General features: G+C 72.1%; 15 protein-coding genes, 1 tRNA gene and 1 other RNA gene. 3 read left to right on the forward strand and 14 right to left on the reverse strand.

The features are described 5' to 3' along the window. Nucleotides 1-2 precede the first annotated feature (2 nt). The 6 genes from ACZ6NZ_RS19400 to ACZ6NZ_RS19425 all read right to left on the reverse strand — a co-directional run bounded on the left by ACZ6NZ_RS19400 (nucleotide 3) and on the right by ACZ6NZ_RS19425 (nucleotide 6,102). Entirely contained in the window at nucleotides 3-1,463 is a 1,461-nt protein-coding gene (locus ACZ6NZ_RS19400; protein WP_357206932.1) for a sigma 54-interacting transcriptional regulator, read from the reverse strand. A 55-nt stretch (nucleotides 1,464-1,518) separates the two neighbouring features. After that, on the reverse strand, nucleotides 1,519-2,595 hold the full coding sequence (locus ACZ6NZ_RS19405; protein WP_465859408.1) for a hypothetical protein: 1,077 nt from the start codon (nucleotides 2,593-2,595) through the stop codon (nucleotides 1,519-1,521). A gap of 76 nt (nucleotides 2,596-2,671) precedes the next feature. Then, nucleotides 2,672-3,322: a response regulator transcription factor gene (locus tag ACZ6NZ_RS19410; protein ID WP_355005536.1), complete on the reverse strand. Its 651-nt coding sequence runs from the start codon at nucleotides 3,320-3,322 to the stop codon at nucleotides 2,672-2,674. After that, entirely contained in the window at nucleotides 3,319-4,563 is a 1,245-nt protein-coding gene (locus ACZ6NZ_RS19415) for a sensor histidine kinase (protein ID WP_465859409.1), read from the reverse strand. Before ACZ6NZ_RS19415 ends, ACZ6NZ_RS19410 begins: the two co-directional genes overlap by 4 nt. Nucleotides 4,564-4,618: 55 nt before the next feature. Beyond that, nucleotides 4,619-5,116, reverse strand: a complete 498-nt coding sequence (locus ACZ6NZ_RS19420; protein WP_465859410.1) for a hemerythrin domain-containing protein — start codon at nucleotides 5,114-5,116, stop codon at nucleotides 4,619-4,621. Between the two features lie 5 nt (nucleotides 5,117-5,121). Beyond that, nucleotides 5,122-6,102, reverse strand: coding sequence for an aldo/keto reductase (locus ACZ6NZ_RS19425; RefSeq protein WP_465859411.1), 981 nt, complete (start codon nucleotides 6,100-6,102; stop codon nucleotides 5,122-5,124). A 70-nt stretch (nucleotides 6,103-6,172) separates the two neighbouring features. Here ACZ6NZ_RS19425 and mgrA point away from each other — a divergent pair, with 70 nt between their 5' ends. Beyond that, nucleotides 6,173-7,168, forward strand: coding sequence for an L-glyceraldehyde 3-phosphate reductase (gene mgrA / locus ACZ6NZ_RS19430; RefSeq protein ID WP_465859412.1), 996 nt, complete (start codon nucleotides 6,173-6,175; stop codon nucleotides 7,166-7,168). 142 nt (nucleotides 7,169-7,310) lie between these two features. After that, nucleotides 7,311-7,433: a 50S ribosomal protein L36 gene (locus tag ACZ6NZ_RS19435; protein WP_030490864.1), complete on the forward strand. Its 123-nt coding sequence runs from the start codon at nucleotides 7,311-7,313 to the stop codon at nucleotides 7,431-7,433. An 88-nt stretch (nucleotides 7,434-7,521) separates the two neighbouring features. Here ACZ6NZ_RS19435 and ACZ6NZ_RS19440 read toward each other — a convergent pair whose 3' ends face one another. The 3 genes from ACZ6NZ_RS19440 to ACZ6NZ_RS19450 all read right to left on the reverse strand — a co-directional run bounded on the left by ACZ6NZ_RS19440 (nucleotide 7,522) and on the right by ACZ6NZ_RS19450 (nucleotide 8,796). Further along, nucleotides 7,522-7,884: an SdpI family protein gene (locus tag ACZ6NZ_RS19440; RefSeq protein ID WP_465859413.1), complete on the reverse strand. Its 363-nt coding sequence runs from the start codon at nucleotides 7,882-7,884 to the stop codon at nucleotides 7,522-7,524. A 160-nt stretch (nucleotides 7,885-8,044) separates the two neighbouring features. Continuing rightward, nucleotides 8,045-8,117, reverse strand: a tRNA-Ala gene (locus ACZ6NZ_RS19445). An 88-nt stretch (nucleotides 8,118-8,205) separates the two neighbouring features. Then, nucleotides 8,206-8,796, reverse strand: coding sequence for a YqgE/AlgH family protein (locus ACZ6NZ_RS19450; protein WP_112582369.1), 591 nt, complete (start codon nucleotides 8,794-8,796; stop codon nucleotides 8,206-8,208). 310 nt (nucleotides 8,797-9,106) lie between these two features. On the opposite strand from ACZ6NZ_RS19450, the gene mdlC reads away from it, so the two are divergent. Continuing rightward, complete coding sequence (gene mdlC, locus ACZ6NZ_RS19455; protein ID WP_465859414.1) at nucleotides 9,107-10,702, forward strand: benzoylformate decarboxylase; 1,596 nt, start codon at nucleotides 9,107-9,109, stop codon at nucleotides 10,700-10,702. Between the two features lie 29 nt (nucleotides 10,703-10,731). Here the strand turns inward: mdlC and ACZ6NZ_RS19460 are convergent, their stop codons facing one another. From ACZ6NZ_RS19460 to smpB, 5 genes are all read right to left on the reverse strand, one after another. Beyond that, on the reverse strand, nucleotides 10,732-11,685 hold the full coding sequence (locus ACZ6NZ_RS19460; RefSeq protein WP_465859415.1) for a hypothetical protein: 954 nt from the start codon (nucleotides 11,683-11,685) through the stop codon (nucleotides 10,732-10,734). Between the two features lie 44 nt (nucleotides 11,686-11,729). Further along, nucleotides 11,730-12,254 carry a hypothetical protein gene (locus ACZ6NZ_RS19465; RefSeq protein ID WP_465859416.1) on the reverse strand — a complete coding sequence of 175 codons (525 nt, stop codon included), beginning with the start codon at nucleotides 12,252-12,254 and terminating at the stop codon, nucleotides 11,730-11,732. A gap of 159 nt (nucleotides 12,255-12,413) precedes the next feature. Then, nucleotides 12,414-13,091 (reverse strand): hypothetical protein, encoded by a 678-nt coding sequence (locus ACZ6NZ_RS19470; protein ID WP_465859417.1) that lies wholly within the window; start codon nucleotides 13,089-13,091, stop codon nucleotides 12,414-12,416. Nucleotides 13,092-13,160: 69 nt separating this feature from the next. After that, nucleotides 13,161-13,536: a transfer-messenger RNA gene (ssrA, locus tag ACZ6NZ_RS19475) on the reverse strand. Nucleotides 13,537-13,640: 104 nt separating this feature from the next. Continuing rightward, a complete protein-coding gene (smpB, locus tag ACZ6NZ_RS19480; RefSeq protein ID WP_357690599.1) occupies nucleotides 13,641-14,120 on the reverse strand; it encodes an SsrA-binding protein SmpB in 480 nt (159 codons plus the stop codon). Nucleotides 14,121-14,122: the final 2 nt, after the last annotated feature.

A 14,122-nucleotide genomic window follows, 5' to 3' on the forward strand; every position in this document is an offset into this window, starting at 1 on the left:
GGTCAGCCCCGGCCGCCGTAGACGGTGCGCCCCGAGTCGGTGACGTCCTTGCCGAGCCGGCGGGTCAGGTGCAGCCCTTCCAGCACGAACTCGACGGCGGCGGCGGCCTCCTCCGAGGTGGGCGCGTCGCCCAGGTCGAGCCGGTCCAGGACCTTCGCCAGCCCGGGTACGGTGCCGACCTGACGCAGCAGCTCGGCGGCGCTGACCAACTCGCCGGTCTCGATCGCGGCGCCGTCCTCGACCAGGGCGGTGAACCCGGACAGGTCCAGCCCGGCCAGGCGGGCCCGGAACGTCTCGGCGGTCGCCGTACGCAGCAGGTGCGCGAGGATCTCGGTCTCCCGGCCTTCCTCGCCGCTCTCGAACTCGACCTTGCCACGCAGGGTGCTCGTCACCGACACCGCGTCGCCGACGCGGGCGACGGCGGCCTCGGGGCGTCCGTCCGGGGTGTCCGAGGCGGCGAGCAGACCGGCGCGACGCAGCGCGGCACCGGCGACCGTCTCGGCGGCGGCGATGGCGAAGCGGGCGGAGACACCGGAGCGCGGGTCCACCGACGGTGACTCCCGGACGGCGCGGGCGAAGCGGGCCAGCACCTCCAGCACGTGTTCCGGCACCTCGGCGAACAGGTCGGCCTCCTGGCGGATCAGCGCCAGCTCCAACTCCAACTCGACCGGGTAGTGGGTGCGGATCTCCGCGCCGAACCGGTCCTTGAGGGGAGTGATGATCCGGCCCCGGTTGGTGTAGTCCTCCGGGTTGGCGCTCGCCACCAGGAGCAGGTCCAGCGGCAGGCGCAGCTGGTAGCCGCGAACCTGGATGTCCCGCTCCTCCAGCACGTTGAGCAGCGCCACCTGGATCCGCTCGGCCAGGTCGGGCAGCTCGTTGACGGCGAAGATGCCCCGGTTGGTACGCGGCACTAACCCGAAGTGGATGGTCTCCGGGTCGCCGAGGGTACGACCCTGGGCGATGCGGATCGGGTCGACGTCGCCGATCAGGTCCCCGACGCTGGTGTCCGGGGTGGCCAACTTCTCGCCGTACCGCATCGAGCGGTGCAGCCAACCGATCGGCAGGTCGTCACCGGCCTCGGCGACCTGGGCGACCGACGCCGGGGTGAGCGGGTGCATCGGGTGCTCGTTGAGCACCGAGCCGGGCAGAACGGGGGTCCACTCGTCGAGCAACGCGCCCAGTGAGCGGATCAGCCGGGTCTTGCCCTGGCCGCGCTCGCCGAGCAGCACCATGTCGTGCCCGGCGAGCAGGGCCCGCTCGACCTCGGGCAGCACTGTGTCGTCGTAGCCGACGATGCCGGGGAAACGGGTCTCGCCGGAGCGCATCCGGGCGAGGAGGTTGTCGCGGAGTTCCTGCTTGACGGTGCGGTACTGGTGACCGGCCGCCCGTAGCGCGCCGAGCGTGCCGGGCAGGTCGGCCGGTGGAACCGGGATTACCGGGGTAGGCGCAGTCACCCGACCCACGCTAGCTCACATTCGCGGGGGCGCCCCGGGCATCAGGGCACCCCCGTGCCCACCCTCAACCGCGGTCGCAACGCCGGCAGGCACCGCGACGGCGCAGGTGGTACGCGTACGTGGCGACGCCGAGGGCCACGCCCCACAGCGGCCAGAGCAGCATCGGCGCCCCGGTCATGCTGAATCCGCCGGTCAGCCGCCAGAACTCGGGATTGCTGAGCAGTCCGAGCGAGGCCGCGGTCACGGAGACGGCGACCAGGGTGGCCGGCACCACCGCCAGCTTCACCGGCACCCGACGGCCGGCCAGGCCGAGCATCCAGCGCGGGAACCGCTCGCCCCAACGTTGCACCAGTCCGAGGGTGAGGATCGCGCCGACGGTGGCGAACGCGCCCAGCCCGAGCCCGGCCCAGACCAGCCCGGTGTCCTGCATCTCGGTCAGGAACTCCCGGGAGATGCCGAGCGGGATGCCGGCCGCCCAGGCGAACCGGGTCACCGCGTACGTCAGGGGGATCACCGCGGCGATGCCGGCGGCCCACCGACCCCAGCGGGTGGCGGCGGCCGGGGTGGTCCACCGCTGGCCGGTGTCGGCGCGGCCGCAGCCGACGCAGGCCCCGGCGGTACGGCGCTGCCAGGCGAGTACCGCCCCGACCAGCAGCACCCCGCCGGCCAACGCCGCGAACCGGGCGAACAGCGCCCAGTTGAAGACATCGGAGTAGTCGATGGGCGGCCAGCCGAACGGCGCGCCGACGAGGAGTATCGGCAGGTAGCCGAGGACGATCAGCACTCGGACGTCCGGCACGACCAGGACAAGGGCGAACGCGACCGCCCAGCCGTAGCCGGCGAGCAGCGCCCGCAGCGGGCCGGGTGGTCGCGCCGCCGGGCGGCTCATGGCCAGGGCGGCCACCGCGGCGGTGAGCAGCACACCGGCGAAGAGCGGGGTGGCCACCGCCACCGGCACCAGGCGGAGCAGGCTGACGTCGCCGCCGTTGGGGTCGTTCGGGCCGAACGGGTAGCCGGTGCCGGTGAGCGTGCTGAGCAGGGCGAGCACGCCCCACAGGCCGAGCCAACCGGCGGCCAGTGGAGCGAGCCGGTCCGGCCAGCGGGAGTCGGTACGGGGTGGCGGGTGATCGATCGTCGTCATGCTCTCAGCCTCGGCCGGCAGCCGCCCGATTCCCTCCCGGCCGGTGGTGAACCCGCTCCCCCGATGGAGGGACCGTTCAGCCGGACGGGGTGACGAAGCCGGACTCGTAGGCGGCGATGACGGCCTGCGTACGGTCGCGGACGCCGAGCTTGGCCAGCACGTTGCCGACGTGCGTCTTGACCGTCTCCACCCCGACCACCAGGTGCGCGGCGATCTCCGGGTTGGACCGGCCGGTGGTCATCAACCGCAGCACCTCGGCCTCCCGTTCGGTGAGCCGGGCGGTGCTCAACCGGTCGCCGCCCGCCGGCCCGTACGCCCCGACCAGTTGGCGGATCGCGGCCGGGAAGAGCAGCGACTCGCCGGCCGCGACCACCCGGACCGCCTCCACCACCTCGGCGGGCCGGGCCCGTTTGAGCAGGAACCCCGAGGCGCCGGCGCGCAGCGCCTCGTAGACGTACTCGTCGTTGGCGAAGGTGGTGACCACCAGCACCCGGGGCGGGTCGGCGGAGGTGGCCATCAGGTGTCGGGTGGCCTGGATGCCGTCGATGCCGGGCATCCGTACGTCCATCAGCACCACGTCGGGCCGGTGCCGGGCGACCAGCGGCGGCACCTCGGCCCCGTCGGCGGCTTCGGCGAGCACACGCAGGTCGGGTTGGGCGTCGATGATGGCGCGCAGCCCCACCCGGATCAGCTCGTCGTCGTCGACGATCAGCACTCCGGTGGTCATGTCGTCTCCTCGTACGGCAGGCGGGCCCGAATCAGCCACCGGTCGCCGTCCGGACCCACGGTGAGCCGGCCGCCGAGCAGCAGCACCCGTTCCCGCATACCGTCCAGGCCCCGACCGCCGCGCCCCGGCCGGCCCTGGTCGGGGTGGCGCACCGCGTTGGTCAGCTCCAGCTCCAGCGCGTCGCCGCGCAGGTCCACGCGTACCGTCACCGGCCCGCGGCCGTGCCGGGCGGCGTTGGTGAGTCCCTCCTGGACGATCCGGTAGCCCTCCCGGGAGACCACCGCCGGCACCCGGGCCGGGTCGCCGGCGCGTTGCGCGTGCACGGCCAGGCCGGCCGCGCGGGCGTCGGTGACCAACCGGTCCAGGTCGGCGAGGGTACGCTGCGGCGCCACCACGGGCTGGTCACGTCCGTTCTCCCGGAGCAGCCCGAGCACGTGGTCGAGGTCGTCCATCGCGGTCCGCCCGACGTCCTCGATGGCGGTGAGCGCCCGCCGGACGAACTCAGGGTCGGTGTCGAGGACCTCGCGGGCGGCCCCGGCCTGGAGAGTGGCAACGGTCAGCGCGTGACCGACGGAGTCGTGCAGCTCCCGGGCCAGCCGGTTACGTTCGGCGAGCCGGGCGGCCCGCGCTTCGAGGGCGGCGATCCGCTCCGCCTGGGCCGGGCCGAGCAGCACCGGCGCCATGATTCCGGCGAGCGCGCCGAGCCCGGCGACGGCATAGCCGAGGACGACCAGCAGGAGCACCCCGGTCACCGTCAGCCAGCCGCCGTCCTCTCCGTCCAGGGGCCCGAACTGTTCCCGGCTGATCAGTTCGGTGCCGATGCCGAACTGTTGGGCGATGAACGCCAGTGCCATCGGCAGGGCGCTGAACAGCCCGATTATCACCAGCGCGCCGACGATGAGGTGGGTGGCGATCCAGAGCGCGCTGCGCAGCCGGGTCTCCCGGTCGCCGTGGTGCCCGGGCGCGGGGTCGGGCAGGTCGACGCCGAGCAGGGCCCGGACGGCGGCGATCTCCAAGGCCCGACTGCCGTCCAGCAGCAACGGGACGAGGGCGATCAGTACGGCGACGACCAGTAGGACGTAGACCATGGGACGGGGGATCGCCGAGTCGGCGAGCATCTGCGCGAAGGTCACCGCGAGCAGCCCGTACGGCAGTGCCAGCACGCCGCCGAGCAGCAGGAACACGCCGCGTCGCCAGGTGGTGCCGGCGACCAGCGGGGCCCACGCCGCTCGGAGGGTCACCCCGTCATTCTGCGGCCCGGACGGGTCCCGCCGACTCCCCCGCGTCGGGGAGATGTCAGCGGTGGTCGGCGACGTACTGCTGCGGGTCCTTGTCGCGGAACGGCAGGTTGCGGCCGAACTTGTGCTCGCCGTAGAAGGTCAGCCAGCGTTGGCCCAGCTCGGCGCGGAGTTCGGTGCTGGCGTGCCGGCGGAAGTCGGGCAGCGCCTCGTCCTCTTCCTCGGCCAGGTGTTCGCTGTTCTCCCGGCGGGCGGTGCCGACCGCCTCCCACCACCGGTCCGAGCCGACCGGGTGCAGTTTCGCCTCGGCGATGGCGTCGCGAATCTTGTTGTGGTCGCCGATCGCGTCGGCGGTCTCGTCCTCGCCGTCGTCGCCGTGCTTGACCAGGTGCGGGTAGAGGATCGCCTCTTCCGCCTCGGCGTGGATGTCCAGGTGCAGGGCGAGAGCGTCCCAGATGGCGAGCATCTCCTGCTCGTCGCGGGCGTCGTCGAGGCGGGCGAAACCACGCCGGAAGGCGGCGTGGTCGTCCAGGATCAGTGCGGTGATGTCGTCCACTGTGCTCACTTTCCGGTTGGGTTGCCGAACCGGGCACGCAGCATCGCCGGCATCGCGGCGAGCCCGGTGATCGGGCGGAAGCGTTTCGCCGCCTCGGCCAGCGCCGTGTGCTCGTCGTCGGCGAGGTCGATGTCCGCGGCGGCGGCGTTGCGTTCCATCTGCTCGACCCCGGACGCTCCGGGGATGGCCAGCACGTTCGGGTGGCGCAGCAGGTAGGCCAGCGCGATCTGGCTGGGGGTGGCGTCGTGGGCGTCGGCGACCTGGCGCAGGGTGTCGATCAGAGCCGCACCGCGCTCCAGGTTTTCCGGCAGGAAGTACGGGTTGGCACGCCGGACCGCACCGCTCGGCGGGTTCTTGGCGTCGTAGCGGCCGGAGAGGAAGCCCTGTGCCAGCGGGCTGTACGCGATGACCACCCGGCCGGCCTGCCGCGCGTACGGCAGCAGGTCCTGCTCGGGCGCGCGGTCCAGCATGCTGTAGCGGACCTGGTTGCTGAGCACCCGCCGGCCGAGCGCCGCTTCGGCGATCTGCCAGCGACGCAACCCGTAGTTGCTCACGCCGACGTCGCCGATCAGCCCGATGTCCTGCAGGGTCCGCATGCCGCGCATCGTGGTGTGGTCGGCGACCAGCGGGTTGTGCTGGTGCAGCTGGTAGAGGTCGATGCTGGTGACGCCGAGCCGGGCCGCCGAGGCGACCGCCCGCTGCTGCACCACAGCGGCCACCGGCAGCACCGGCAGGATCTTGCTGGCGACGACGACTTTCGGCCGGTCGTCGCCGAGGGCCGCGCCGAGGATGCGCTCGCTGCGCCCGAAGCCGTAGATCTCCGCGGTGTCGAAGACCGTCACGCCCAGCTCGACGGCTCGCCGGACGATCTGCGCCGCCTGCCGCTCGAAGTCCGGGCCGTACCCCCACTCCCGGGAGCCGAACTGCCAGGTGCCCAACCCGATCTTGGACAGCGGTTTGGGGGTGTCGAGCGCAATGAAACGCATGGCGTCGAAACTACCCCGATGTCCTGGTTTCCACGCCCGATCCACGCCAGGGCGGGCCGGAGCTAGGCTCATGATCGTGACTTACCTCGCCGCGGATGACCGCTACGACACCATGACCTACCGGCGCAGCGGACGCAGTGGCCTGCGACTGCCTGCCGTCTCGCTCGGGCTGTGGCACAACTTCGGTCCGGACCGCCCGTTCGAACGGCAGCGCGACATCGTCCGCCGCGCCTTCGACCTGGGTGTCACCCACTTCGACCTGGCCAACAACTACGGCCCGCCGCCCGGTTCGGCGGAGGAGAACTTCGGCCGGATGCTCGCCACCGACCTGAAGCCGTACCGGGACGAGTTGGTCATCTCCAGCAAGGCCGGGTACCTGATGTGGCCCGGCCCGTACGGCGAGTGGGGCTCGCGCAAGAACCTGATCTCGTCGCTGGACCAGTCGCTGGGCCGGATGGGGCTGGACTACGTCGACATCTTCTACTCGCACCGGTTCGACCCGGACACCCCCCTGGAGGAGACGATGGGGGCGCTCGACGCCATCGTCCGCTCCGGTAAGGCGCTTTACGTCGGCATCTCGAACTACAACTCGGAGCAGACCACGCGCGCCGCCGCGATCCTGCGTGAGCTGGGTACGCCACTGCTGATCAACCAGCCGTCGTACTCGATGCTCAACCGCTGGACCGAGGCCGACGGCCTGCTCGACACGCTGGAGCAGGTCGGTGCGGGCTGCATCGCGTACAGCCCGTTGGCGCAGGGGCTGCTGACCGACCGCTACCTGGGCGGCATCCCGGCCGACTCGCGGGTTCGCACCAGCGTCTTCCTCAACGAGAGCGATCTCAGCGACGAGAAGATGGCCACCATCCGTGGGCTCGGCGCGGTCGCCGGGGGGCGCGGCCAGTCCCTCGCGCAGCTCGCGCTGGCCTGGGCGCTGCGTGACCCACGGATGACCAGCCTGATCATCGGGGCGAGCAGCGTCGAGCAGTTGGAGACAAACATCGCCGCCCTGGACAACCTCGACTTCACGGCCGACGAGTTGGCCGAGATCGAGCGCCATTTGGGCTGAGCGGAAACGGACTGTTTGTCCCATTTGCGGAGATGGCCAACCACCCACCGGTACGACAGCCGTCCGACGCCGACCGGCCGGGAATCCGGCGGGTGGGCGCGGCGTTTCGATACTCGGAACCGCTAGCACCGAGGAGGCAGACATGAAGGTACGTAGCTCGTTGCGTGCGCTCAAGCAGAAGCCGGGTTCGGTGGTGGTCCGCCGTCGCGGCCGGGTCGTCGTGGTGAACCGCGCCAACCCGCAGTGGAAGAGCCGCCAGGGCTAACCAGCCCCCGCACTGACCTGACAGTCGAAGAACGCCCTGACCGGATCCCGGTCAGGGCGTTTTGTCGTCCGGGCGGGTGCCGGCTCGTTCACGACTCGTCGTCCACCGCGAGCGCAGCACGGTTACCGACATGACCCAGGTAGAGCAGGTAGGGCACGACCAGCACGGCGAGCACCAGGACCGCCACGATGACCGGCGGATCACCGAAGGCGGCACCGAGGACGACCGGCAGCGGGGAGACGACCGCCAACAGCATCCCGGTCCGGTAGAAGGGGCGCTCGACCCGACGGTGCGCCGCGTACCAGTGCTCGGGTGATCTCATGGTCGCGGCGGTCCGCACCCCGGGGCTGCGGAACATGTCGACCGAAGGCCGCAGGGACGCTCTGGCGGTGAACGCCACAAGCCACCCGAGGAGGGCGTAGACCACCGAGATGAACGCTCCAGCCAGCAAAGGTCACCTCCCGACGCATCAGTCGGTGTCAGCGTAGGTTCACCGCCCCGCTGCGCACCAGCGGCTGCGGGCGTCGGGGTGGCTCCACGCTGCGCCGGAAACCGCCAGAGACAGCAGAAACGCCCTGGTCGGATTACCCGACCAGGGCGTTTCTCAAGGGTGGAGCCGAGGGGACTCGAACCCCTGACCCCCACACTGCCAGTGTGGTGCGCTACCAGCTGCGCCACGGCCCCTTGCTGTCGTCCCGGTCGCCCGGGCACTGGGAAACTATACACAGACCGGCCCGCATGGTCATCTCGCGGGGTCCCCCGCCCGGCCGGGTCAGTTGAGCGCCACGTCCGGCGGAAAGTGCGCGACCGCGGCCATCATCCCGCCCTGCCGGCGCAGCACCATCGGCCACAGGTCGTCGGGCCGGTCGACGAAGGCGTCCCCGGGCAGCCCGTCCAGCACGAACCAGGACCCGTCGGCGATCTCCTGCTCCAACTGGCCGCTGCCCCAGCCGGAGTAGCCGGCGAAGACCCGGATGCCGCCGATGCTTTCCCGCAGCCGCTCCGGGTCGACCGAGAGGTCGATCGTGCCGACCGCTCCGGAAACCTGGTGGAAGCCCTTCACCCGGCGCATCGGGTGCCGCATCCGGGCGAGGCAGATGGCCGAGTCGGGCTGCACCGGGCCACCCTCGAACAGCACCGCCGGGTGGCGGGCCAGGTCGCTCCAGTCACCGAGCACCTCGGCGACCGGCACCTCGGTGGCCCGGTTCAGCACCACGCCGAGCGCGCCGCCCGGCTCGTGGGCGACCAGCAGCACCACCGTACGGTCGAAGTTCGGGTCCTTGAGCGCCGGAGTCGCGACCAGCAGCCGCCCGGTCATCGACTCCATCGCTCGTCCGCCGATCGCCTGGCCCTCTCCCTGCATGCCACACACCCGTCAACCGTGAGCCCGCGCCGGGCGCCGGTCATCGACCGGATCCGCCCGCCGCATCGGGTTCAGCCGCGCTGTCAACGCCATGCCTGGCACCATAGCCTGCGTGCTGGGTGCTGGCTAAGGTCTGACCGGCGGGTGATCGGACAGTTGAGACGCACCCGGTGGCGGACGTCCCGGTGATCGACCAATCGGGGCCACCGACGGCCGAGAAACGCCCGAAAGGTCCGTCACATCCCGATAGATTCGGCTGATCGGGAGGGCGAGCGCGGTTGCCCCTGCCCGCGAGACGGAGGCGGGTGCGATGGCTACTGTCCGGGACGCGACGTACGACGTGCTCCGCACCCTCGGTATGACCACTGTCTTCGGCAACCCCGGCTCCACCGAGGAGCCGTTCCTGCAGGACTTCCCCGCCGACTTCCACTACGTCCACGCGCTGCACGAGGCGACGGCCGTCGCGATGGCCGACGGCTACGCCCAGGCCACCGGGATGCCCGCCCACGTCAACCTGCACACCGCGCCGGGCACCGGCAACGGCATGGGCAACCTGGTCACCGCCTGGCACAACAAGACCCCGCTGATCGTCACCGCCGGCCAGCAGACCCGGGAGATGCTGCTCCTGGAACCCCGGCTGGCCAGCCGCCGGCCCACCGAACTGCCGCAGCCCTACGTGAAGTGGTCCTACGAGCCGGCCCGGGCGCAGGACATCCCCGCGGCGGTGCTGCGGGCGTACGCGACGGCGGTGCAGCCACCGGCCGGGCCGGTCTTCCTCTCCCTGCCGATGGACGACTGGGCCCAGCCGGCCGACCCGCCGCCCGCGCCGCGAACGGTGGCCACCCGCTTCGCGCCGGACCCCCAGCGGTTGGAGGAGTTCGTCCGGGTGCTGGCCGAAAGCCGCAACCCGGTGCTCGTGTACGGGCCGGGGGTGGACCGCTCCGCGAGCTGGTCGACGGCGGTCGCGCTGGCCGAGCGGCTCGCCGCGCCGGTCTGGTCGGCGCCCGCCACCGAACGGGCGGTGTTCCCCGAGGACCACCCGCACTTTCGCGGCGTGCTGCCGTACGCGATCGGTCCGCTCGCCGAGGCGCTGCACGGGCATGACACGGTGCTGGTCGTCGGCGCCCAGGTGTTCCGCTACTACCCGTACGTGCCGGGCGGGCACCTGCCCGAGGGGGCCCGCCTGCTGCACATCACCGACGACGCCGACGAGGCCGCGCGGGCCCCGGTCGGTGACAGCCTGCTCAGTGACCCGGGACTGGCCCTGGCCGCGCTGCTCGAAGGGGTGCCGCCGAGCGACCGGCCGGCACCGAGGCGGCGGGACGCGCTCGCGCCGCCGGAGATCACCACCCCGCTCAGCGCCGACGCCCTGTTCGCCGCACTGGCCGCACACTGGCCGCCCGACGGCGTGCTGGTCCAGGAGTCACCATCCAATCTGTCCGCGCTGCGTCGTCAGCTGCGGATCAGCCGCCCGGCGTCGTACTTCACGATGGCCAGCGGCGGCCTCGGCTACGGCCTGCCCGCGGCCGTCGGCATCGCCCTGGCCGAGCGGGACACCGGGCGCGGTCGCCCGGTGGTGGCGGTGATCGGCGACGGATCCCTCCACTATTCGGTGCAGGCACTCTGGACGGCCGCGCGCCTGGCACTGCCGGTGGTGGTCGTCGTCCCGGTCAACCAGCAGTACGCGATCCTCAAGGCGTTCGCCGAGCTGAAGCACACTCCCGGGGTGCCGGGCCTGGACCTGCCGGGGTTGGACGTCGTCGCGATCGCCGCCGGCTACGGCTGTGCCACGCAGGTGGCCCAGACCCCCGACCAACTCGGCGCGGCGCTCGCCGCCGGGCTGCGCGCCGACCGGCCCACCGTGGTGCCGGTACCGATCAGTACCGAAGTGCCCAGCATCCTCTGAGCCGGGTCAGCGCGGTCCGATGAGCCGGGTCAGCGCGGTCCGATCGACAGCGGGGCACCGGTGGAAACGTCCAGCACCGGTCGGCTGCCCAGCGGTGTCGCCAGGGTCACGGTCACCGGCTCCACCTTCAGCAGGTCGATGCATTCGCCGGTGGCCCGGGTGACGCCGCCACCGACCACCACGACGTCCGGCCGTTCCCACACCAACGGCGTGATCCCGGTGTCGCACGCGCCGACGCCGAGGCGCACTGTCAACCGGGCGCCGTCGACGGCGCCCAGGTTCTGGGCCGCCACCAACCCGTCCGGCAGCGGCTGGGCCGGCGTGGTCGGCTCGGGCACCGGGGTGACCGCCGTCGGCGCGACGGCGAGCCGGACCACCGGCGTGGTCAGCTCCTTGATGGTGAACAGCCAGGCCGGGACCTGCGCCACTCCACGACTCGTCCGCACCGGCACGGCGCCCAACGTGACAGCGGTGACGGTGAGCGGGAGGCACGCGGTCTGCGTGCTGCTCGTGACCCACCCGTCGGGCCCCGGTTCGACTGTGGGGCCGCCGGGGGTGGGCCGTCCGGGCCGCTTCGGCCGCCCCGGGCAGGGCAGCGGGTCCCCCTGGTCGAGCTGCCGGTACGCCTCGGCGGCACTGACCAACGGCAGCGTCAACCGTCCGTCCGGAAACCGGATCTCGCCGCCGACCCGGGTGGGCGGTATGCCGACCTGCTCGCGGTACCACCCGGCCCGGAACGCCGCCTCGGTCTCGGGGGTGAAGCCCGGGTCACCGGTGAGCAGGGTCGGCCCCTCCAACGGCACGTAACCCGTGCGCCACTCGACGCCGGGCCGCCACGCCTCGGCGACCTGAGCGGCCCGCCGGTCGAACGCCTCCGCCGCGTCCGTGCGGCCGGGCGGGCCGCCGGCCGGACCGGCGTCGGTCGCGGCACAACCCACCAGAAGCAAAAGCGGGGGTACGAGCAGCAGTGCGAGCCGATTCATGAACGGTTCGACGCCCCCGCCGACCGGCCGGTTCCCGACCTGAGTCAGGTCTCGCCACCCAGATCCGTCTGGTACGCCTCCCAGAGCAGGTCGGCGCCGCGCCGCCGGTGCCGGGCCAACCGCCGCAGCAGGTGCCCGGCCCGGTGCCGCAGCTCATCGGGGCGCGTCTCGGGCCGCTCGGCGATCTGCTGAACAGCCAGGATCGCGGCGACGATCGCCACGTGCTCCCGGGTCAGCAGCCGCACCCCGTGGTCCAGCCGGGGCGACTGGCTGAGCAACTCCCGGTAGAGGCCGGTGGGACCTTCGGTGACCCGGACGTGCTCGGCGAAGCCGTGGCGCACCGGACGCAGCCGAAGGAGAATTTCCTCGCGCCAGCGCGGCTCGGTGCTCGCGACGGCGACGGCCCGGCTGAGGGCATGCACGTCACCGGCGAGGCCGGCCGGGCGCGGCATGCCGGGCAGACCGAGGGCATGAGGATCGGCGGGAAGCCCCGCCGGATGTGCGACGCGCGCGTGGGCGACGACTGACGGCTGCTGGACCGGACCGGTGACCATTGGCACCTCCCGCACGGCGGCTCTGCTACCCCATACCGCGATGGTGAGGCTGCCCGGCCCGCCCTGTCCAGAGCCACGGCTCGTCTCATCTGCCCCGTTGACCCCGCTGACCCCACCAGCCCCGCTGCGGTGGCCTCCAGCCCCCACACCGGCCTGCCGGGGCGTACGACCGCCTCAGTCGGCCGACGGGCGCTCTGCCAGCCGGCGCAGGTGGTCGGCCACGGCGTGCGCCTCGCCGGCCCACTCGTCGCCTGGCCGATGTGTCGTGATGGCGTCGGCAAGCGCCCGAAGCTCGGACGGCGGCAGGACGGGCAGGCCCATGCCGCGCAGGGGGATGGTGACCCCGCGTGCGCTCCCCCGGTCGGTCGCGAGGACGGCCCGCACCTGCCGCCCGGAGGTCGGGCCGTCGTCGTCCGCCTCGCGGTACGACACCGCGCCGGACTCGATCCGGGCGGTGGCGAGGTCGACGGTGCGGGTGCGCAGCGCGCCGCGTACCCGAGCACGGCTGCCGTCCAACCAGGCGGACGTACGGAGCACCCGCAGCACCAGATAGAGGCCGAGCAGGACGAAGGGCAGGCCGCAGAGGCCGATGAGCGGGCTCGGACCGGACTGGTTCGGGTCGGCGGAGTCGCGCAGCGCGGGCGGCAGCAACCCCGGAGGAAGGTCGCGAGCCTCCTCATAGGAGGCGAAGGGGTCACCCGGGCCGGTCAGCCGGCGTAGCAGCCCACCGGCGACGAGGGGCAGTGCCACGAATGCCGCGCCCACCGCCGCCAGCAGGACACCGAACACCACCGCCACGACGCGCTGGCCGGGCGACGCGCCGACCGACAGGCGCAACTCCTGGTTGGTCACAGGGGGCAGCGTAAGACCCGCTCCACACGAAAGCGCCCCGGCTGGTGGGCCGGGGCGCTTCGTTCGAGGTGGTGGAGGTGCCGGGAATCGAACCCGGGTCCTTCGCCGGTTTGTCAGGGCTTCTCCGAGCGCAGCTCGCTGTGCCTCTACTCGGCCCCACCGCTCACGCGAGCAAGTTGGTGTGACGGGCCCAGTCGCTGATTAATCTCGCCGCACGGACCCCGCGACCGGGTCCGATTGGCCAGCCTCCTAGCTGATGCCGGCTACTGGGACGAAGGCGTTCCCAGGCCGACAGACTTAGCTACTCGCCTCAGGCGGCGAGAGCGAAGTCAGCGCGATTTTGCTTGGCGCTTATAAGTTTCCGACGACCGATTCTCGAGACGACGTCGGCTTCCTCGGCTCGCTTCCCCTGTCGCTGCGTACGAAGTCGAAACCAGTCACCCCCTCGACAGGCCACCGATGTGGTGGCACTGACAAGACTAACGCCTGCCGCAACGGCTTTCATCCCGAGCCCCGGGCCGACGTGCCGACCCGGACAAACAGGATGAACTAGTCGTCCATGCCCTTGCCGCGTCGACCGGACACCCGGGCGATCTCCCGGTCCGCGTCCCGCTTGGCGAGGTCCTGACGCTTGTCGTACGACTTCTTACCCTTGGCCAGGGCGATCTCGACCTTCGCCCAGCCGTCGGAGAAGTAGACCTGCAACGGGACGATGGTGAAGCCACCCTCGCGGGTCTTGCCGACGAGCTTGTCGATCTCGACCCGGTTGAGCAGCAGCTTGCGGGTACGCCGGGGCTCATGGTTGGTCCAGGTGCCCTGGGTGTACTCCGGGATGTGCATCGCGTGCAGGTACAACTCGCCGTCACGTTCCTGCGCGAACGCGTCGACGAGCGACGCCCGCCCGGCCCGCAGCGACTTGACCTCGGTGCCGGTCAGCGCCATGCCCGCCTCGTACGTGTCGAGGATGGCGTAGTCGTGACGCGCCTTCTTGTTGGAGGCGACCACCTTGCGCCCCTTTTCCCGTGGCATCG

This window comes from Micromonospora sp. NPDC047756 (assembly GCF_055587245.1).